Annotated in this window: 17 protein-coding genes; 12 read left to right on the top strand and 5 right to left on the bottom strand. The window is 72.2% G+C overall.

Annotation, left to right across the window (positions count from 1 at the left end):
* From ABT288_RS24500 to ABT288_RS24520, 5 genes are all read left to right on the top strand, one after another.
* On the top strand, positions 1-918 hold the full coding sequence (locus ABT288_RS24500) for an LLM class F420-dependent oxidoreductase (protein ID WP_351611597.1): 918 nt from the start codon (positions 1-3) through the stop codon (positions 916-918).
* A gap of 10 nt (positions 919-928) precedes the next feature.
* Positions 929-1,699 carry an SDR family NAD(P)-dependent oxidoreductase gene (locus ABT288_RS24505; RefSeq protein ID WP_351611498.1) on the top strand — a complete coding sequence of 257 codons (771 nt, stop codon included), beginning with the start codon at positions 929-931 and terminating at the stop codon, positions 1,697-1,699.
* 100 nt (positions 1,700-1,799) lie between these two features.
* On the top strand, positions 1,800-2,918 hold the full coding sequence (locus ABT288_RS24510) for an LLM class flavin-dependent oxidoreductase (protein WP_351611500.1): 1,119 nt from the start codon (positions 1,800-1,802) through the stop codon (positions 2,916-2,918).
* 14 nt (positions 2,919-2,932) lie between these two features.
* Positions 2,933-4,663 (top strand): N-acyl-D-amino-acid deacylase family protein, encoded by a 1,731-nt coding sequence (locus ABT288_RS24515; RefSeq protein ID WP_351611503.1) that lies wholly within the window; start codon positions 2,933-2,935, stop codon positions 4,661-4,663.
* Positions 4,660-6,108 (top strand): aldehyde dehydrogenase family protein, encoded by a 1,449-nt coding sequence (locus tag ABT288_RS24520; RefSeq protein WP_351611506.1) that lies wholly within the window; start codon positions 4,660-4,662, stop codon positions 6,106-6,108. The genes ABT288_RS24515 and ABT288_RS24520 overlap by 4 nt, the downstream gene beginning before the upstream one ends.
* 16 nt (positions 6,109-6,124) lie before the next feature.
* On the opposite strand, the gene ABT288_RS24525 is transcribed toward ABT288_RS24520, so the two are convergent.
* Positions 6,125-6,520 (bottom strand): nitroreductase/quinone reductase family protein, encoded by a 396-nt coding sequence (locus ABT288_RS24525; RefSeq protein WP_351611509.1) that lies wholly within the window; start codon positions 6,518-6,520, stop codon positions 6,125-6,127.
* Positions 6,521-6,607: 87 nt separating this feature from the next.
* Here ABT288_RS24525 and ABT288_RS24530 point away from each other — a divergent pair, with 87 nt between their 5' ends.
* The 3 genes from ABT288_RS24530 to ABT288_RS24540 are packed head-to-tail and all read left to right on the top strand — an operon-like array spanning position 6,608 to position 9,142.
* Complete coding sequence (locus tag ABT288_RS24530; protein ID WP_351611511.1) at positions 6,608-7,030, top strand: hypothetical protein; 423 nt, start codon at positions 6,608-6,610, stop codon at positions 7,028-7,030.
* A 10-nt stretch (positions 7,031-7,040) separates the two neighbouring features.
* Positions 7,041-8,687, top strand: coding sequence for a peptidoglycan-binding protein (locus ABT288_RS24535; protein ID WP_351611514.1), 1,647 nt, complete (start codon positions 7,041-7,043; stop codon positions 8,685-8,687).
* A gap of 59 nt (positions 8,688-8,746) precedes the next feature.
* Positions 8,747-9,142, top strand: a complete 396-nt coding sequence (locus ABT288_RS24540) for a hypothetical protein (protein ID WP_351611516.1) — start codon at positions 8,747-8,749, stop codon at positions 9,140-9,142.
* On the opposite strand, the gene ABT288_RS24545 is transcribed toward ABT288_RS24540, so the two are convergent.
* The gene (locus ABT288_RS24545) at positions 9,139-10,452 is read right to left on the bottom strand and encodes a carotenoid oxygenase family protein (RefSeq protein ID WP_351611519.1); all 1,314 of its coding nucleotides are present in this window, start codon (positions 10,450-10,452) and stop codon (positions 9,139-9,141) included. The genes ABT288_RS24540 and ABT288_RS24545 overlap by 4 nt on opposite strands.
* Positions 10,449-11,018 (bottom strand): hypothetical protein, encoded by a 570-nt coding sequence (locus tag ABT288_RS24550; protein ID WP_351611521.1) that lies wholly within the window; start codon positions 11,016-11,018, stop codon positions 10,449-10,451. Before ABT288_RS24550 ends, ABT288_RS24545 begins: the two co-directional genes overlap by 4 nt.
* A gap of 94 nt (positions 11,019-11,112) precedes the next feature.
* Here ABT288_RS24550 and ABT288_RS24555 point away from each other — a divergent pair, with 94 nt between their 5' ends.
* Entirely contained in the window at positions 11,113-11,649 is a 537-nt protein-coding gene (locus tag ABT288_RS24555) for a PadR family transcriptional regulator (RefSeq protein ID WP_351611524.1), read from the top strand.
* Here the strand turns inward: ABT288_RS24555 and ABT288_RS24560 are convergent.
* Complete coding sequence (locus ABT288_RS24560; protein WP_351611526.1) at positions 11,618-13,135, bottom strand: CehA/McbA family metallohydrolase; 1,518 nt, start codon at positions 13,133-13,135, stop codon at positions 11,618-11,620. The two genes, ABT288_RS24555 and ABT288_RS24560, sit on opposite strands and share 32 nt — an antisense overlap.
* 153 nt (positions 13,136-13,288) lie before the next feature.
* On the opposite strand from ABT288_RS24560, the gene ABT288_RS24565 reads away from it, so the two are divergent.
* The 3 genes from ABT288_RS24565 to ABT288_RS24575 all read left to right on the top strand — a co-directional run bounded on the left by ABT288_RS24565 (position 13,289) and on the right by ABT288_RS24575 (position 17,410).
* Positions 13,289-14,134 carry an LLM class F420-dependent oxidoreductase gene (locus ABT288_RS24565; RefSeq protein ID WP_351611528.1) on the top strand — a complete coding sequence of 282 codons (846 nt, stop codon included), beginning with the start codon at positions 13,289-13,291 and terminating at the stop codon, positions 14,132-14,134.
* 64 nt (positions 14,135-14,198) lie between these two features.
* Positions 14,199-16,784: a bifunctional FO biosynthesis protein CofGH gene (locus tag ABT288_RS24570; protein ID WP_351611530.1), complete on the top strand. Its 2,586-nt coding sequence runs from the start codon at positions 14,199-14,201 to the stop codon at positions 16,782-16,784.
* Between the two features lie 59 nt (positions 16,785-16,843).
* Positions 16,844-17,410 carry a hypothetical protein gene (locus ABT288_RS24575; protein ID WP_351611532.1) on the top strand — a complete coding sequence of 189 codons (567 nt, stop codon included), beginning with the start codon at positions 16,844-16,846 and terminating at the stop codon, positions 17,408-17,410.
* Here ABT288_RS24575 and ABT288_RS24580 read toward each other — a convergent pair.
* Positions 17,403-17,912: a DUF2165 domain-containing protein gene (locus tag ABT288_RS24580; RefSeq protein ID WP_351611534.1), complete on the bottom strand. Its 510-nt coding sequence runs from the start codon at positions 17,910-17,912 to the stop codon at positions 17,403-17,405. The genes ABT288_RS24575 and ABT288_RS24580 overlap by 8 nt on opposite strands.
* Between the last annotated feature and the right edge of the window lie 77 nt (positions 17,913-17,989).

Genomic DNA, 17,989 nt, shown 5'->3' on the forward strand with positions numbered 1-17,989 from the left:
CTGGCGTACGGCGTCCAGCTGCCCGTGCAGGCGCAGAGCGCCCTGTTCGCGGAAGGCTGGGAGGCCGGGGCCGGGCCCGAGGACCTGGTGGCCGTCGCGCGGGCCGTGGACCGGGCCGGGTTCGACTACCTCGCCGCCTGCGACCACGTGGCGATCCCGCGCCGGCTCGCCCCCGCCATGAGCACGGTCTGGTACGACCCGGTCGCCACCCTCGCCCACCTCGCCGCCGTGACCGAGCGGGTACGGCTGCTCAGCCATGTGGCGGTCGTGGGGCTGCGGCACCCCCTGCTCACCGCCAAGCAGTACGCCACCCTCGACCACCTCTCCGGCGGCCGGCTGGTCCTCGGGGTCGGGGCCGGGCATGTGCGCGAGGAGTTCGAGGCGCTCGGGGCCGACTTCGAGCGGCGGGGGGCCGTGCTGGACGAGGTGATCGACGCGCTGCGGGCCGCCCTGGGAGCGGAGGAGTTCCCCGAGCACCACGGGAAGACCTACGACTTCGCCGGGCTCGGCCAGCGCCCCCGCCCGGCCCAGCCGCGGGTCCCCCTGTGGGTCGGCGGCTCCTCGCCCGCCGCCGTACGCCGGGCCGCGCTGAAGGGGGACGGCTGGCTGCCGCAGGGGGATCCGCGGGAGCGGCTGCCCGCGCAGATCGAACGGATCCGGCGCTTGCGCGCGCAGGCGGGCGCCGAGGGGCCGTTCACGGTCGGCGCGATCGCCGAGCCGCTGTACGTCGGGCGGGCCGGCTGGGACGTCGGAGGACGGACCCTCACCGGGGCGCCGGAGGAGATCGCCGAGTCGCTGCGGGCCTACCGGGCGATGGGCGTGGACCAGGTCCAGGTGCGGTTCCGCAGCCGGAGCCGGGCCGAACTCATCGAGCAGATCGGGCTGTTCGGCGCGGAGGTCGCACCCCGGCTGAACTGAGGAGGATGCCATGGGCAAGCTGGACGGACGGGTCGTCGTCATCACCGGGGCGGCACGCGGGCAGGGCGAGCAGGAGGCCCGGCTCTTCCGGGCGGAGGGGGCGCGGGTGGCCGTCGCCGATGTGCTGGACGAGCAGGGGGAGGCCCTGGCCAAGGAGATAGGCGCGCTGTACGTCCATCTCGACGTCGGCACCGAGGAGGGCTGGCGGGAGGCCGTCGCGGCGGTCAAGGAGGCGTACGGGCACATCGACGGGCTGGTGAACAATGCGGGGATCCTGCGCTTCAACGCGCTCGTGGACACCCCGCTGGACGAGTTCATGCAGGTCGTCCAGGTCAACCAGGTCGGCTGTTTCCTGGGCATGAAGGCGGTGGCGCCCGAGATGGCCGACGGCGCGACCATCGTCAACACCGCCTCCTACACGGCCCTGACCGGCATGGCGGCCGTCGGGACGTACGCCGCCACCAAGCACGCCGTGCTGGGGCTGACCCGGGTGGCCGCGCTGGAGCTGGCGGGCCGGGGCATCCGGGTCAACGCGATCTGTCCGGGCGCCATCGACACCCCGATGTCCAACCCGGCGCGGCTCGACCCGGACGCCGACCCGGAGGAGATGAGCCGGGCCCTGGACGAGCTGTACCGGGGGCTCGTGCCGCTCGGGCGGGTCGGGCAGCCGGAGGAGGTGGCGCGGCTGGCGCTGTTCCTCACCTCGGCGGACTCGTCGTACATCACCGGGCAGCCGTTCGTGATCGACGGCGGGTGGCTGGCGGGGGTCTCCGTGATCTGACTGTCCGTCAGCTATTGACGGTCACGACGGCCGATGCGACAGTCGGCCGACAGGATATCTGACGGAGCGTCAGAAGAGAGACTGAGGACGGTGAACGGCCTTGGAATTCGGGCTCTTTGTACAGGGATACGTGGGCAAGCGCGCCGAGACCGACCCGCTGGCCGAGCACAAGGCGCTGATGGAGGAGACCGAGTACGTCATCCAGGCGGACAAGTCCGGCTTCAAGTACGCCTGGGCCTCCGAGCACCACTTCCTGGAGGAGTACTCGCACCTGTCCGCCAACGACGTCTTCCTCGGGTATCTCGCGCACGCGACCGAGCGGATCCACCTCGGGTCCGGGATCTTCAACCCCCTGGCCCAGGTCAACCACCCCGTGAAGGTCGCCGAGAAGGTCGCCATGCTGGACCACCTCAGCGAGGGGCGCTTCGAGTTCGGCAGCGGACGGGGCGCCGGCAGCCACGAGATCCTCGGGTTCATACCGGGTGTGACCGACATGAACCACACCAAGGAGATCTGGGAGGAGACCATCGCCGAGTTCCCGAAGATGTGGCTCCAGGACGAGTACGCCGGCTTCCAGGGCAAGCACTGGCAGCTGCCGCCGCGCAAGGTCCTGCCGAAGCCGTACGGGAAGTCGCACCCGGCGATGTGGTACGCGGCCGGGTCGCCGCCGTCGTACGCCATGGCCGCGAAGAAGGGGCTCGGCGTGCTCGGCTTCAGCATCCAGAAGGTCTCCGACATGGAGTGGGTGCTCGAGCAGTACAAGACGGCGGTCGTGAACGCGGAGCCCGTGGGGGACTTCGTCAACGACAACGTGATGGTCACCACCACCGCGATCTGCGCGCCCACACACGCCGAGGCCATCGAGATCGCGGTGAACGGCGGGCTGCACTACCTTCCGTCGCTCGTCTTCCGGTACCACGACACCTTCCCGCGCCCCGAGGGCTTCCCGGTGTGGCCGGAGACGCTGCCCCGGTACACGCCGGAGTTCGTGGAGCTGCTCGTGGAGGAGGAGCTGCTCATCTGCGGTGACCCCGACGAGGTGCTGCGCCAGTGCAAGCGGTGGGAGCAGGCGGGCGCCGACCAGCTGAGCTTCGGGCTGCCGGTGGGGGTGCCGAAGGAGGAGACGCTGCAGACGATCCGGCTGATCGGGGAGCACGTGATCCCCAAGATCGACACGGATCCGGTGCACCGGACGTCCAGGTTCCGTCAGGCCGTCTGAGGGGGGTTCCGGACATGCTGGACCATCTCATCAAGGGCGCCACCGTCGTGGACGGCACCGGCGCCCCCGCCCGCACCGCGGACGTCGGCATACGCGGCGGCCGTGTCGCCGCCGTCGGCGAGATCACCGAAGAGGCCCGTACGGCCGAGGACGCCTCCGGCCTGATCCTCACCCCCGGCTTCGTCGACCCCCACACCCACTACGACGCCCAGCTCTTCTGGGACCCGTACGCCACTCCCTCCCTCAACCACGGAGTGACGACGGTCGCCGCCGGGAACTGCGGGTTCACCCTCGCGCCGCTCAACCCGGCCCGTCCCGAGGACGCCGACTACACGCGCCGGATGATGTCCAAGGTGGAGGGGATGTCCCTGGTGGCCCTGGAGGAGGGGGCGCCCTGGAGCTGGCACTCCTTCGGGGAGTACCTGGACGCGCTCGACGGGCGGATCGCCGTCAACGCGGGCTTCATGGTGGGGCACTGCGCGGTGCGGCGGTATGTCATGGGGCCGCAGGCCGTCGGGGGACAGCCGAGCGAGGAGCAGCTCGCGGCGATGCTGAGGCTGCTGCACGAGGCCATGGACGCCGGGGCCTGGGGGCTGTCCACCACCCAGTCCGGTACCCACTCCGACGGCGACGGGCAGCCGGTCGCGTCCCGGCATGCGCGGCCGGCGGAGCTGCTGGCGCTGTCGAGGGCCGTCGGCGAGCACGAGGGCACGCAGATCGAGGCGATCGTCGCCGGCTGCCTGGACCAGTTCGGCGACGACGAGATCGACCTGCTCGTGGAGATGAGTGCGGTCGCCGGGAGGCCGCTCAACTGGAACGTGCTCACCATCGACGCCGCCGTACCGGAACGGGTGCCGCGGCAGCTGAGCGCGAGCGAGCGGGCCCGGAAGGCGGGCGGGCGGGTGGTGGCGCTCACCATGCCGATCCTCACCCCGATGAACATGTCGCTCGGCACCTTCTGCGCGCTCAACCTCATCCCGGGGTGGGGTCCGGTCCTCGGGCTGCCGGTGCCCGAGCGGATCGCCAGGCTCCAGGACCCCGGCGTCCGGGCGGAGCTGCTGCGGCGGGCCCGGTCGAAGGAGGCGGGCGTCTTCCGGCGGCTGGCGAACTTCGGGCGGTACGTCATCGGGGACACCTACAGCGAGGCCAACCGGGGGCTCACGGGACGGGTCGTACGGGACATCGCCGAGGAGCGGGGGCAGGACCCGTTCGCCTGCCTGGTGGACATCTGCGCCAACGACCGGCTGCGTACGGTGCTGTGGCCGATGCCGACCGACAACGACCCGGCGTCCTGGGCGCTGCGTGCCGAGACCTGGCAGCACGAGGACGTGCTGCTCGGCGGGTCCGACGCGGGCGCGCATCTGGACCGGATGTGCGGGGCGCCGTACACCACCCGGTTCCTCGGGGACTGTCTGCGCGGCCGGAAGCTGCTCGGGCTGGAGCAGGCGGTGAAGATGCTGACCGACGACCCGGCGCGGCTGTTCGGGCTGCGGGAGCGGGGACAGGTGCGCGAGGGCTGGCACGCGGACCTCGTCCTCTTCGACCCGGAGCGCATCGACGCCGGCCAGGCCCGGCTGGTGCACGACCTGCCGGGTGACAGTCCTCGCCTGGACTCCAGGGCGATCGGCGTGCGGGCCGTGTGGGTCAACGGGGTGGCGGCGATCCGGGACGACGTGGTGACCGGGGCCGTACCGGGCAAGGTGCTGCGGTCGGGGACCGACACGCGGACGGTGAGTACGAGGTGACGGGGCAGCCGCTGTTCGTCGGCGGGGAGTGGGTGGCGCCGGACGGCGGGCACTACCCGGTGACCGACCCGGCCACCGAGGAGACCGTCGGCTGGGCGCCGGAGGCCTCGCCGGAGCAGGTGCGGGCGGCCTGCGCGGCGGCCCGGGAGGCGTTCGGGGCGTGGTCGCGGACCCGGCCGGAGGAGCGGGCGGCGGTGCTGGGCCGGGCGGCCGACATCATCCGTGACCGGACGGGGCCGTACACCGAGCTGGCCCGGGCGGAGACCGGGGCGACCACGGGGACCGCCCGGGCGATGCAGGTCGGGGTGGCCGCCGCCCGGTTCCGGCGGTACGCGCGCGTGGAGCCCGCCGAGTGGCCGATCACGCCGCAGATCAACGAGGCCGGGCCGATGGGGAAGGCCGCCGTGATGGGCGCGCTGGCGGTACGGCAGCCCGTCGGGGTCGTCACCTGCATCACCTCCTACAACAACCCCTGGGCCAACCCGGCCGGCAAGGTCGCGCCGGCGCTGGCCATGGGCAACACGGTGGTCGTGAAGCCCGCCCCGCAGGATCCGCTGTCCGTCTACCGGATGGCCGAGGCCCTTCAGGCGGCCGGGGCGCCACCGGGGGTGGTGAACGTCGTCTCCGGGCGTCGCACGGAAGTGGGTGAGGCCGCTGTCGCGTCCCCCGATGTCGACATGGTCAGCTTCACCGGGTCCACGGCCGTCGGCCGGCGGATCGCGGAGGTGTGCGGCCGGGACATGAAACGCCAGTTGATGGAGCTGGGCGGCAAGGGCGCGGCGGTCGTGTTCGACGACGCCGACCTCGGCTCGGCCGTCGCCGGCATCGGCACCACCTTCTCCTTCTACAGCGGGCAGATCTGCACGGCACCGACCCGGGTGCTGGCCCAGCGCGGGGTGTACGACCGCCTTGTCGAGCACCTCGCGGGGTACGCCCGCGGGGTGAAGGTCGGGGATCCACGGGAGGCGGACACGGTCGTCGGCCCGGTGATCTCGGCGGAGCACCGGGCGCGGGTCGAGTCGTACGTCGAACTCGGCCGCAAGGAGGGCGCGTCGGTGGTCGTGGGCGGCGAACGGCCCGCGCTCGACCGGGGTTTCTACGTGGCGCCGGCACTCCTCGCCGACTGCGCCACCGACATGCGGGTGGCCCGGGAGGAGATCTTCGGGCCGGTGGTCGCGGTGATCCCCTTCGACGAGGAGGACGAGGCGGTCGCGCTCGCCAACGACTCCGAGTACGGGCTCATCGACTACGTCTGGTCCGGCGACGTGGCCCGGGCGTTCCGGGTGGCCCGGCAGCTGCGGGCCGGCGGGGTCGGCATCAACACCGTCGGCCGCAACATGGAGGCCCCGTTCGGCGGCTTCAAGAAGAGCGGGGTGGGCCGCGACGTCGGCTCCTACGCGCTGCACGCGTACAGCGAGGTGCAGGCGATCGTGTGGCCGGGGTGAGCGGGACCGGCCGCGCTCAGTCCTCCAGGTCCACCCGGACCGTCAGCAGGTCGGTCCCGAACGCCCGTACCGCCGCGCTGTTGAAGCGGGGCAGGGAGCGCAGGCGGGCCACCGGGTCGTCGTCGGGGAGGAGACGGGCGGTGCCGCGGTGCCAGCGGCCGCCGATGCGGACGCGAACCCGCGGGTCGGCCTGGATGTTGCGCACGTACTGCGACCTGGTGCCGAATTCGGAGACCAGCCAGAAGGACCCGCCGACCCTGCGCCCGCCGACCGGCGTCCGCCGGGGCAGGCCGGAGACGCGGCCGGTGGTCTCCAGGAGGACCTGGAACGGCAGCCGCCGGTTCAGCGGGTTGGCGAGATACCGCTGAAAGCCGGTCACGAGGCGGTGCTTGAGGTCGGTGCGGGCTGACATCTGTCTGCTCTCTCCCGGTGTCTCGCGTGGATGCCGTGTCCGCACCGTGCGCGGCGCGTGAGGCGCCCAGGATCGTACGAAGGGCGCGTGTTAGCCTCCCCCGCGGTCATGTTCGAGCGCAAACGGGGGAGCGTGATGGGCGCGTCGTCGGACGGCTACACGGTCAGGCACGGCATGTCCGGGCAGGCGAAGGAACTCGACGGCGCGGGCGACGACGCGGGCCGCGTACACCAGGCGATCGTCACCGACGAGTGCTACGGCCAGGACGCCCTGGGCGGCGCCGAGTCGGCGGCGGCGTTCAACGCGTTCGCCGCGGCCTGGCTGGAGGACGCGGCCACGCTGCAGTCGGCGCTGCACGAACTCGCGTGCAAGGTACGGCTCGCCAAGGGCGCGTACCAGGGATCCGATCACACGGCGGCGACGCGGACCGAGGCCGTGACCGTCGGCGGCGACGGCATCACCGGCATGCCGGCGCACGGCGGGCGTCCGTCGGCCCTGACGCAGTACTGAGGGCCGGCCGATGGGAATCTTCGACGACCTGAACCCGCTGACCCCCTTCGCTGCCCTGAACACCCCGTCCGGCCGCCGTTCCTGGCTGGCCGGCCTGTGCACGAGCATCCCCAGGGCCACGGACAGGAACGATCTGCTGGACCTGATCGACAACGCTCTCCTCACCTCGGCGCCGGCCGGCGACACCGCGACGCTGGAGTCGCTCGGCACGCGCTACCGCGGACAGGTCGACAAGGCCGGTGAGCTGCACGACCGGGTGAACAGGGTGGCCCGCAAGGGTCTGCCGGAGGTCTGGGTCGGCCACACCAGCGTCCTCGCCTCCGACGCGGTGGCCGGCGCCGCCCGCGCCGCGACCAGGATGTCGGAGGCGTTCCAGGGCGGCGCGAAGGCGCTGCACGCGCTGGCCGACGCGCTCGGCACCGCGCAGACGCAGGACGCCGACGGCCGTGCCCTGCTGCGGCAGGCCAAGGAGCGGCTCGGCCCGAGGGACAGCTTCTTCGACGTCGGCAGGGCGATCGAGACCGCCCAGGAGAAGGCGGAGGAGAAGGCGGCCCTGGAGGCGGGCCGGAGCCTCGCCACCGGTGGGGTCGAGCTGATGCACAAGGGCGCCGTCACCGCGGACGACGCCGTGCGCGCCGCCACCCGTGACCTGAACAAGTGGGCGGCCGAGGCCCGCGCCGGGAAGATGCACAGCGGTCAGCTCTCCGCGGTGGACCGGATGATGCTCGCCGACGCCAGCGGCAAGGACGGTGCGCCGGACTGCAACGAGATCCTCACCGCGGGCGAACTGGAACGCTCCGGCCGGGCCATGGACCAGCTCTCGCCGGCCGACCGGGCCCGGATGGACCGGCTCCTGGCGGACGCGAAGACCCCGCAGGAGAAGGCGTACCTGATGAAGGCCCTCGCCGCGGGGCACGGCGTCGACGACATCCAGACCTTCGACGGCAAGATCCACGGCAAGGACCCGGCCTGGCTGCAGCGGCATCTGACGCCGATCGTCACCCAGGTGGACAGCCTCAGGGACGAGGGAACGGACCCCGGCAACGGCGCCAACGTCAACACCGCCGTGCAGAGTTTCGACGGCCAGAAGTGGATGCAGGGCGGCGACGGACGGGACAACACCTGTGTCGCCTCGTCCACGGTCACCGCCCGCGCCCTGGTCGACCCCGTCTACGCCCTTTCGCTCACCGGTGGGCCCAGCGGGCAGGAGGACGACCCCACCGCCTTCCGGAACCGCCTGGTGGCCGAACAGCACCGGGTGCATCTGGAGGGGCACGGCGGTGCCCATTGGAACGGTATGCACGCGGAGGGCAACAACGAGGTCGCCGACAAGGAGATCAGCCCGGAGACCGGCAGTTCGTACCAGACGCACTTCATCCAGGACCCCGCTGCCCGGCGCAATGTCCTGCCCGAGATCGAGAAGGCGGTGGCGGACGGCAAGCCGGTGCCCATCGCCGTCGGGGGAACCGACGCGACGGGCAGGTACTACGGGCACGCCCTGATGGTCGTCGGCCAGCAGGGCGACAAGTTGGAGATCTACAACCCGTACGGCACGACCACCTGGGTGAGCGAGGACGACTTCGTCAACGGCGGCATGGCGAAGGCCAGCAACAGCTGGACCCCGGACGCGGTCGAAGTCCACCTGCCCCAGGACTGAGAACCCCCCAGGACCGATAACCCCCAGGACCGAGAACACCGCGAACCGCCATGACTCCCATGCCCCCAGCCCCCGAGAACCGCACCGACGACGAGGTCCTGGCCGCCACCGACGTCACCGTGCTGCTCCGTTACGGACTGACCCAGGAGGCCTTCCGCACCGCCCTGTTCGGCGACGGTGCCATCGCGGCCGCGGTCACCCTGGACCGGCTCGGCGTACTGCCGCGCTCGCTGGTGTTCGTCGCCGAGATCGTCCGGTCCGGCGGTCTGGCGTACGCGGCCGGGCTGCCCGAGCCGCTGCCGTCCCCGGAACCGGCCGCGATCCTGCGGGACTGGCTGACCGGGGCGGCGCAGACCGCCACCACCCCCGAGGCCGAGACCCGCGCCGCCCGCTGGCTGAAGGCGGTGGCCGAGATCATCGCCATGCGCCGGGCCACGCGCGACGGCACCGCCTAGGCATCGCTGTCCGCGAGCCAGTTGCCGTGGAAGCCGAACGGCACCCGCGCCGGCAGGTGGATCGTGGCGACCGGGGGCGCGGTGAGGTCGTCGGCGTCCAGGACGGCCAGGTCACTGCGGTCGGTGGCGGCGTCGTACACGTACGTCATGAGCCAGCCGGGGCCGCCGGGCCTGTCGTCGGCGGGGGCGAAGGCGGCCTCGCCGGGGGTGCGGCCGGGCCCGAAGTCGTGCGCGGTGACGGCGCCGGAGGCCAGGTCGTAGCGGACCAGGGAGGTGCCGCTGGTCATGTGCCCGTGTCCGGCGGCGAGTCCGGTGAGCCGGTCGTCGACGCGCGGGAACTCGCCGGGCCGGTCGTCGCACTGCTCCTCACGGACCGTGCCGGCCGCCGGGTCGATGGTCCACTTCCACAGCACGGCAGGCTCCTCCCGCGTGCCGCCGCCCGCGTCGCGCCGCCACATCTCCGGGTAGCGCATCACGTGCAGCACGATGGTGCCGTCCGGCGCGTCGTGGGCGTTGAGGGTGTGGAAGACGTAGCAGGGATCGACGGCGAACCAGCGGACCCGGCCGCAGGGGTCGTCGCGGCGCAGCACGCCGAGCCGGGCGCCGTACCCGTCGTCCCAGCTGTACGGCATCGTGCCGCCGGCCAGGGCGAGTTCGACGTCGAAGACGACGGGCAGGTCCATGAAGACGACGTGCCCGGCGGTGAGCGCGAAGTCGTGCAGCATGGTCGGCCCGGGTACCTCGACCGGCCTGCTGAGCTCCAGCTCGCCGGTGGCGTCGGCCCGGTGGTAGGTGAGGTGGGTGGGCTCCAGCATGCCGTAGCCGAAGAAGTGGAGTTCGCCGGTGGCCGGGCAGGTCTTCGGGTGGGCCGTCATCGCGGTGGTGAGGCGGCCGTCGAAGTCGTAGGGACCCTTGGTGTCCAGGTCGCGGGTCAGCTCGTGGGGCAGGGCGGTCTCGACCAGGGCCAGGGTGCGGCCCGCGTGCCGGACGACGTGGGTGTTGGCCGGTCCCGCGGTGAGGTCGCGGCGGCCCCGGTCGTCGTACAGCCGTGCCCCGTCGGTCAGTCGGCCGGTGCGGACCCAGCGGTTGCGGTAGGAGACGGCCCGCCCGCCCTCCAGGCGCACCCCGTGGACCATGCCGTCGCCGAAGAACCAGTGCCCGGAGGCGGCGTCGGCTGGGTTCGGGCCGTTGCGCAGGTACCAGCCGCACAGCTCGGGCGGGATCGTGCCGGTCACCGGCAGGTCGTGGGCGGTGAGTTCCTCGGTGACCGGGGCGTAGTTGCCGGACAGGTGCTTCGGGGTGGCGTTCACCGGGCCACCTGCCCGGCGGCCTGGGCCTTCGCCTGGACACGGGCGACATAGCGGACGGTGAAGAGCATCGGGACGGCGAAGCCGGCGATCTGGACGGCGGTCGCGGGCGTCGAGTGGGCGCTGCCGGAGTGGGCCAGCACCGCGAGGGCGACGGCGGTCAGGACGAAGGCGGCGGTCCACACGGACGTGATGACCACGTTGACCCGGATGAAGGGCTTCAGGTCCCAGAACTCGCGTGGGGTGGTGCGCTTGGCGATGCCCAGGGTGAAGGGCCGGCCGACGGCCAGCGAGAGGCCGGCGATGACGGCGAGGGTGCCGGAGGAGAGGGCGGCGGAGTAGGCGTGCACACCCGAGTGCGGGTCGGCGAAGGCGAGGGCCGCGAGGACCGCGAAGAAGACCGCCGAGCCGGCCTCGATGACGAGGGCGTCGAAGCCGGCACCGGCCCGCCTCTGCTGGGCGATGATCCCGACGGCCACCACCAGGGCGGCCGACGCGCCCCACTGCCAGTCACCCGAGGGGATGACGGCGAAGACGATCCACGGCAGGAACGTGCGCAGGTAGGACATGGGATTCCCCCGCTCAGTGTGTGTCCCAGTCTTGACATGTCAAAAGTAGAAGGTCGGCTCGCGACATGTCAACAGTGGAATGTAGGATGCGGGCATGAGTCTCAGACACGCCCTGCTCGGCCTGCTGTCGGACCGTCGCGCCAGCGGGTACGACCTGCTGAAGACGTTCGAGACCTCGCTGGCCAACGTCTGGCCGGCGACCCAGAGCCAGATCTACACCGAGCTGACCAAGCTGGCGGGCTCCGGGCTGATCGCGGTGGCCGCCGAAGGCCCGCGCGGCCGCAAGGAGTACGAGATCACCGACGAGGGCATGGCGGAGCTGCGCCACTGGCTGACCGAGGTCCCGCCCCAGCCGGTCATCCGCAGCGACGTCCTGCTGCGCGTCTTCTTCCTCGGTGTGCTCACTCCCGAGCAGGCCCGCGCCTATCTGACCGACCTGACCGACATGTCCCGGGCCGGACACGAACAGCTGCGGCAGCTCGCCGACTCCATCGACTGGGACGAGGGCAACCTCTCGGTCTACGGCCGCATCGCGCTGGAGTACGGTCTGCGCTTCAACGCGATGCGGCGCGAGTGGGCCGAGTGGGCGGCCGAGCAGCTCAGGCAGCCCCGAGGAAGACCGGGTTCGTGAAGGCGGCCAGGGCGCCCGGCACCGGTCCCGCCGCCGCCTCGTGCCGCAGCTCGGCGCGCACGTACGCGGCGTAGGCGGGCGTCGTACGCCACTCGGCCGCGCCTGTGCCGGAGACCGGCAGCGGATCGCTGGTGAACAGCACACCCTGGTCGGTGACGAAACGGATCGAGCAGCGCGGGGCGCCCGAGACCTCCAGCCGGACGGTCACGGGGGTGTCGGCGGCCACGTCCAGCCGCTCGCCGATGCCGGCCTGCTGTCCGCGCCCGCCCGTCACCGTGAAGGCGAGGGTCACGTTCTTCGACTCGGCCACGTAACTGCGTCCCGCGCGGATGCCTTCCTGGATCGCCTCCCGGGTCAGGTCGTCGGCGAGGACGACCGTCTGGGGACTGCCGACCACGTCCGGATCGCGGTGCGCGTCGCTGTTGCCCATGGCCGGGAGCCAGGGCCGCCCCTGCCGCACGGAGGCGACCAGCTGGTTGTCCCACTCGGCCAGCGTCACCTCGTCGTCCGGGGTGTAGGGGCCGTTCCACACCTCCACGGCGTCCGCCTCGCCGAAGCCGAACTTCCAGCCGCAGCCGACGCAGGTGGCGTGCGGGTGGGCGGGGACGACCAGGCCGCCGGCGCGGCGGATGTCCCGCGCGAAGCGGGCCCAGCGGTTGTCCCGGGCCCGGTAGCGCCAGTCCACGAACGTACCGGGCTCGGTGCCGAGCGCCACCACGTGGCCGTTCCGCGTGGTGACCTCCTCGCCGAGCATGATCAGCAGGTCGTCGCCGGCCTGGTCCGCCCAATGGGGGTGCGCGGAGTGGGTGTTGTGGTCCGAGGAGTTGATGAAGTCCAGGCCCGCGGCCCGCGCCAGGGCCGCGATCTCGGCCGGGGTGCGGCGGCCGTCGGAGTACCAGGAGTGCAGATGGCAGTCGCCCCGGTACCAGTCCCGGCCTCGTCCCTTCGCCCGGGCGGGCGGATACACCGGCCGCGGGGTCTCGCCCGCCTCGCCGTAGGTCAGCGTGATCGTCAGCTCGTACGTCAGCCCCTGCGGCGCCACCGTGTAGGGGCCCAGCGCGACGTACCAGGTGCCCTCCCGCACCGGGCCGGGGATGTACCCGGGAGTCGCGTCGTCGGCCCGGACGAAGAACTCCGTGCGCGCCCCGCCCGACCAGCCCCGGAAGCCCCGGCCGCCCAGCTCGGTGCCGTGCCGGTCGAACAGGCCGATGTCGAGTGCGTTGGCCGTGGTGCCGGCCGGGACCGAGGGCCTGTCGTAGGTGTAGGAGACCTTGATCTCCCGTACGCCGGCGGGGACTTCGACCGGTACGTACACGAAGTCGGGGGAGCCGGGCGGCAGGGTGCCGCGAACCGACCGGGTCTCCTGCTGCTGACCGTCCGCCGCTGCGAAGCTCACGCTTCCCAACGTAAGGGCAGCGGCGGCGCCCGTCACGAACAGCGCGCGTCTGCCGATGCCATGAGCCTGACCGTGCGTGTCTTCAGCCATGGCGGTCAGTCTCCCGCGCGCGCGTGAACACGCGTGAAAGAGCGGGCGATTGGCGTCCGACAGGTGTCATGCACGCGACTTCACGGCCATCGGCGCGGACTGTGCCGACCAGTCGGTATGGACAGTGCGGGCCCGGCCCGGTACAGATGGGCCATGCGTATCGCCGTCACCATCTTCCTCACCGACGAGACCATCGCGCCGGTACGGCTCGCCCGCGAACTGGAACACCGCGGTTACGCCGGCCTCTACCTCCCCGAACACACCCACATCCCGGTCGAGCGGGCCACCCCGTACCCGGCCGGCGGCGACCTGCCCCGCGAGTACGGCCGTACCCTCGACCCCTTCGTCGCCCTGGGCCAGGCCGCGGCCGTCACCGAGCGCCTCGGCCTCGGCACCGGCATCACCCTGCCCGCCCAGCACGACCCCATCGCCCTGGCCAAGCAGATCGCCACCCTGGACCACCTGTCCGGCGGCCGCTTCACTTTCGGCCTCGGCTACGGCTGGAACGTGGAGGAGGCCGCCGACCACGGCGTGGAGTGGCGCACGCGCCGGGAGCTGGTCCGGGACCGGGTGCGGCTGATGCAGGCGCTGTGGGCCGGGGAACCGACGGCCTACGAGGGCGAGTTCGCCGCCGTACGGGCCAGCCACGCGTACCCCAAACCCGCGCAGAAGCCGCGTGGCCCGGTGACCGGCCCTCGCACGCTCCTCGGCGGGACGGCCGGGCCGAAGCTGTTCGCGCACATCGCCGAGTACGCCGACGGCTGGCTGCCGATCGGCGGCCGCGGCCTCACCGAGTCCCTGCCGGTGCTGCGCACGCTGTGGGCGGACGCGGGCCGCGACCCGGCCGCTCTCCAGGTCGTCCCGTACGCGGTCCAGCCGACCCCGGGCAAGCTGGCCCATTACGCGGAGCTGGGCATCGAGGAGGTCGTACTGCAGTTGCCCCCGGCGGGACAGGCGGAGGTGCTGGGGGTGCTCGACGAGTACGGAAGCTTTCTGTAGGGCGAATTTCCTGCGGACCGGGCGGAGCCCCTTGCTCTGATCACCCCGAACGTATCCTCGAGGGATGACGACTTCCGCGACCTCCGGAACCGGACCGACCGAGAACTCCATGCGTCGCGCCCTCAAACGCGCCCGGGACGGCGTCGCCCTCGACGTGGCCGAGGCGGCGGTGCTGCTCCAGGCCCGCGGCGAGGCCCTGACCGACCTCGCCGCGTCCGCTGCCCGGGTGCGTGACGCCGGTCTCGAACAGGCGGGCCGCCCCGGCGTCATCACGTACTCGAAGAGCGTCTTCATCCCCCTCACCCGGCTGTGCCGGGACAAGTGCCACTACTGCACGTTCGTCACCGTCCCCGGCAAGCTGCGCCGGGCCGGCCACGGAATGTTCATGTCCCCGGACGAGGTGCTGGACATCGCCCGCAAGGGCGCCGCCCTCGGCTGCAAGGAAGCCCTGATCACCCTCGGCGACAAGCCGGAGGACCGGTGGCCCGAGGCGCGCGAGTGGCTCGACGCGCACGGCTACGACGACACCATCGCCTACGTCCGCGCCGTCTCCATCCGGATCCTGGAGGAGACGGGCCTGCTGCCCCACCTCAACCCCGGCGTGATGACGTGGACGGACTTCCAGCGGCTCAAGCCCGTCGCCCCCTCCATGGGCATGATGCTGGAGACGACCGCGACCCGGCTGTGGTCCGAGCCCGGCGGCCCGCACCACGGCTCCCCGGACAAGGAACCGGCGGTACGGCTGCGGGTGCTGGAGGACGCCGGCCGTTCCTCCGTGCCCTTCACCTCGGGCCTGCTCATCGGCATCGGGGAGACGTACGAGGAGCGGGCCGAGTCCCTCTTCGCCCTCCGCAAGGTCTCCCGGGCCTACCACGGCATCCAGGAGCTGATCATCCAGAACTTCCGCGCGAAGCCGGACACGGCGATGCGCGGCATGCCGGACGCCGAACTGGACGAGCTGGTCGCCACGGTGGCCGTGGCCCGCCACATCATGGGCCCCTCCGGCTGCCTCCAGGCCCCGCCGAACCTCGTGGACTCCGAGTACGAGCGGCTGATCGGCGCCGGCATCGACGACTGGGGCGGGGTGTCGCCCCTGACCATCGACCACGTCAACCCCGAACGGCCCTGGCCGCAGATCGAGGAGCTGGCCGAGAGGTCGGCCGCCGCGGGCTTCGAGCTCCGCGAACGCCTCTGTGTCTACCCGGAGTTCGTGCTCCGCGGCGAGCCCTGGCTGGACCCCCGGCTGCGCCCGCACGTGAGCGCGCTGGCCGACCCGGAGACCGGCCTGGCCCGCCCGGACGCGACCGTCGAGGGCCACGCGTGGCAGGAGCCCGAGGAGGCCTTCGTCCCGGCCGGCCGTACGGACCTGCACCGCACGATCGACACCGAGGGCCGCACCGCCGACCGGCGCGACGACTTCGACGAGGTGTACGGCGACTGGGAGGCGCTGCGCGAGGCGGCCGCCCCGGGCATGGCGCCGGAGCGCATCGACACGGACGTACGGCAGGCGCTGGCGACCGCGGCCGACGACCCGACCCGCCTGACCGACGCCGAGGCCCTGGCCCTGCTGCACGCGGACGGCCCGGCGCTGGACGCGCTGTGCCGGGTGGCCGACGACGTGCGCAGGTCCGCGGTCGGCGACGACGTCACGTACATCGTCACCCGCAACATCAACTTCACCAACGTCTGCTACACCGGCTGCCGCTTCTGCGCCTTCGCCCAGCGCCGCACGGACGCCGACGCGTACACCCTGTCGCTGGAGCAGGTCGCCGACCGCGCCCAGCAGGCCTGGGACGTGGGCGCGGTCGAGGTGTGCATGCAGGGCGGCATCCACCCGGACCTGCCGGGCACGGCGTACTTCGACATCGCGAAGGCGGTCAAGGAACGCGTTCCCGGCATGCACGTCCACGCCTTCTCGCCGATGGAGGTGGTGAACGGCGCGACCAGGACGGGCATGTCGATCCGCGAGTGGCTGACCGCCGCCAGGGAGTCCGGCCTGGACACCATCCCCGGCACGGCGGCGGAGATCCTGGACGACGAGGTCCGCTGGGTGCTGACCAAGGGCAAGCTGCCCACGGCCACCTGGATCGAGGTGGTGAAAACGGCCCACGAGCTGGGCATCCGCTCCTCCTCCACGATGATGTACGGCCATGTCGACCAGCCCCGCCACTGGCTGGGCCATCTGCGCACGCTGGCCGCCCTGCAGCGGGAGACGGGCGGATTCACGGAGTTCGTCACCCTCCCCTTCATCCACACGAACGCGCCGGTGTACCTCGCGGGCATCGCGCGCCCGGGCCCTTCCACCCGGGACAACCGCGCGGTGACGGCGATGGCCCGGCTCCTCCTCCACCCTTGGATTCCGAACATCCAGACAAGCTGGGTGAAACTGGGCACGGAGGGCGCGGCGGAGATGCTCCGCTCGGGAGCCAACGACCTGGGCGGCACCCTCATGGAGGAGACGATCTCCCGCATGGCGGGCTCGTCGTACGGCTCGTACAAGTCGGTCCGCGACCTGGTCGCCGTGGCCGAGGCGGCCGGCCGCCCGGCGAAACCGCGCACCACGCTCTACGGCGAGGTGCCTCAGGAACGGCAGCGGGCGGCGGAGGCCTCCGACGGCCACCTGCCCGAGCTGCTGCCCGTCCTGGACTGAGTACGATGATCCGACCCCCGACCTGAGGCGGGGCCCCGTAGCGGAGGAGATGCGTACCCGTGGCTGCCCGACTGCCCTCCTGGGCCTGGGTCACCGGCCTGACGGCAGGCGCGACCGCGGCCGTCGTCGCCCTCGCCGTACAGGCGGACCACGGGCCGCGTCCCGCGGCCGCCGTGGCGGCCGGGCCGAGCCCGTCCGTCTCGGCGAGCGCCCACGGCTCGGCCGCACCGCACTCCCCGGGGGCGCCCGCGCTGCCGGACGCGTCGGGCGAGGGCCGCCGGATCGTGTACTCGCTCGGCGAGAAGCGGGTGTGGCTGGTCGACGCGACGGGCAAGGCGACCCGGACGTTCACGGTGTGGCCGGGCACGGTGAGCCCGCAGCCCGGCCGCTACTCGATCACCCTGCGCGGGCAGCCCCTCAAGGGCTCGGACGGCGTGGAGATCGAGCACGTCATGTACTTCACCAAGGTGGAGGGCGTGAACATAGCCTTCTCCAACGCGCTGGACGGCTCCTCGCCGCCCCCGGCGGACGGCAAGAAGCTGGGCGGCATCCGTATGCACAAGGAGGACGGCGCCGCCCTGTGGTCCTTCGGCGATCAGGGCACCAGGGTGGCCGTCGTCAAATAGTGTCTTCCCGGCGGGCGGGCAGCTGGTTGACGATCAGGGCGACCCCGGCGAGCAGGAAGATACGGGTCGCGGCCTCCAGCCCGTTCCAGGTCTTGGACTGCCACATCGAGAACCACTCACCCCCGATCGCGATGAACCCGGCGCCGAAGAGCAGCAGCAGCATCAGCAGCCCGTAGGTGGACCAGCGCCGTGCGAGGTCGTCGTCCTTCCGCCGGGCCCAGAGGTAGGTGCCCCGGATCAGGACCAGGGCGGCCACCGTCTCCCACGCGATGATCAGGACGTAGGCGGTGTCCTGAAGCCCGGTGCCGGTGATCGCCCGCCACATCAGGTCCTTGTCGTGGAAGGTCGTGTCCATCGCCAGCACATGCCGGACGAACTGCTGGTTCGTCCCGAAGTCGGTGATGTTCCCGAGGGCGACCAGGGCGATGTAGAGGGCAAGTATTCCGGTGAGCACACCGGCGGCGAGCGCGAGGCCGGTGTGACGCGTGGGGGTGGTGGTCATGGCTGAATTCTCTCCTGCCCGGGGCCCGGTTATCGCGTGGTCATTGCGCCAGAATGAGAGGCCGGGTTGCGGGAGGG

The organism is Streptomyces sp. NPDC001093 (assembly GCF_040298985.1).
Lineage (GTDB): Bacteria > Actinomycetota > Actinomycetes > Streptomycetales > Streptomycetaceae > Streptomyces.

Coding starts and splice junctions, on each gene's coding strand:
- ABT288_RS24505 (WP_351611498.1), top strand. CDS start 929: ATGGGCAAGCTGGACGGACGGGTCGTCGTCATCACCGGGGCGGCACGC.
- ABT288_RS24515 (WP_351611503.1), top strand. CDS start 2,933: ATGCTGGACCATCTCATCAAGGGCGCCACCGTCGTGGACGGCACCGGC.
- ABT288_RS24525 (WP_351611509.1), bottom strand. CDS start 6,520: ATGTCAGCCCGCACCGACCTCAAGCACCGCCTCGTGACCGGCTTTCAG.
- ABT288_RS24535 (WP_351611514.1), top strand. CDS start 7,041: ATGGGAATCTTCGACGACCTGAACCCGCTGACCCCCTTCGCTGCCCTG.
- ABT288_RS24540 (WP_351611516.1), top strand. CDS start 8,747: ATGCCCCCAGCCCCCGAGAACCGCACCGACGACGAGGTCCTGGCCGCC.
- ABT288_RS24550 (WP_351611521.1), bottom strand. CDS start 11,018: ATGTCCTACCTGCGCACGTTCCTGCCGTGGATCGTCTTCGCCGTCATC.
- ABT288_RS24555 (WP_351611524.1), top strand. CDS start 11,113: ATGAGTCTCAGACACGCCCTGCTCGGCCTGCTGTCGGACCGTCGCGCC.
- ABT288_RS24560 (WP_351611526.1), bottom strand. CDS start 13,135: ATGGCTGAAGACACGCACGGTCAGGCTCATGGCATCGGCAGACGCGCG.
- ABT288_RS24565 (WP_351611528.1), top strand. CDS start 13,289: ATGCGTATCGCCGTCACCATCTTCCTCACCGACGAGACCATCGCGCCG.
- ABT288_RS24570 (WP_351611530.1), top strand. CDS start 14,199: ATGACGACTTCCGCGACCTCCGGAACCGGACCGACCGAGAACTCCATG.
- ABT288_RS24580 (WP_351611534.1), bottom strand. CDS start 17,912: ATGACCACCACCCCCACGCGTCACACCGGCCTCGCGCTCGCCGCCGGT.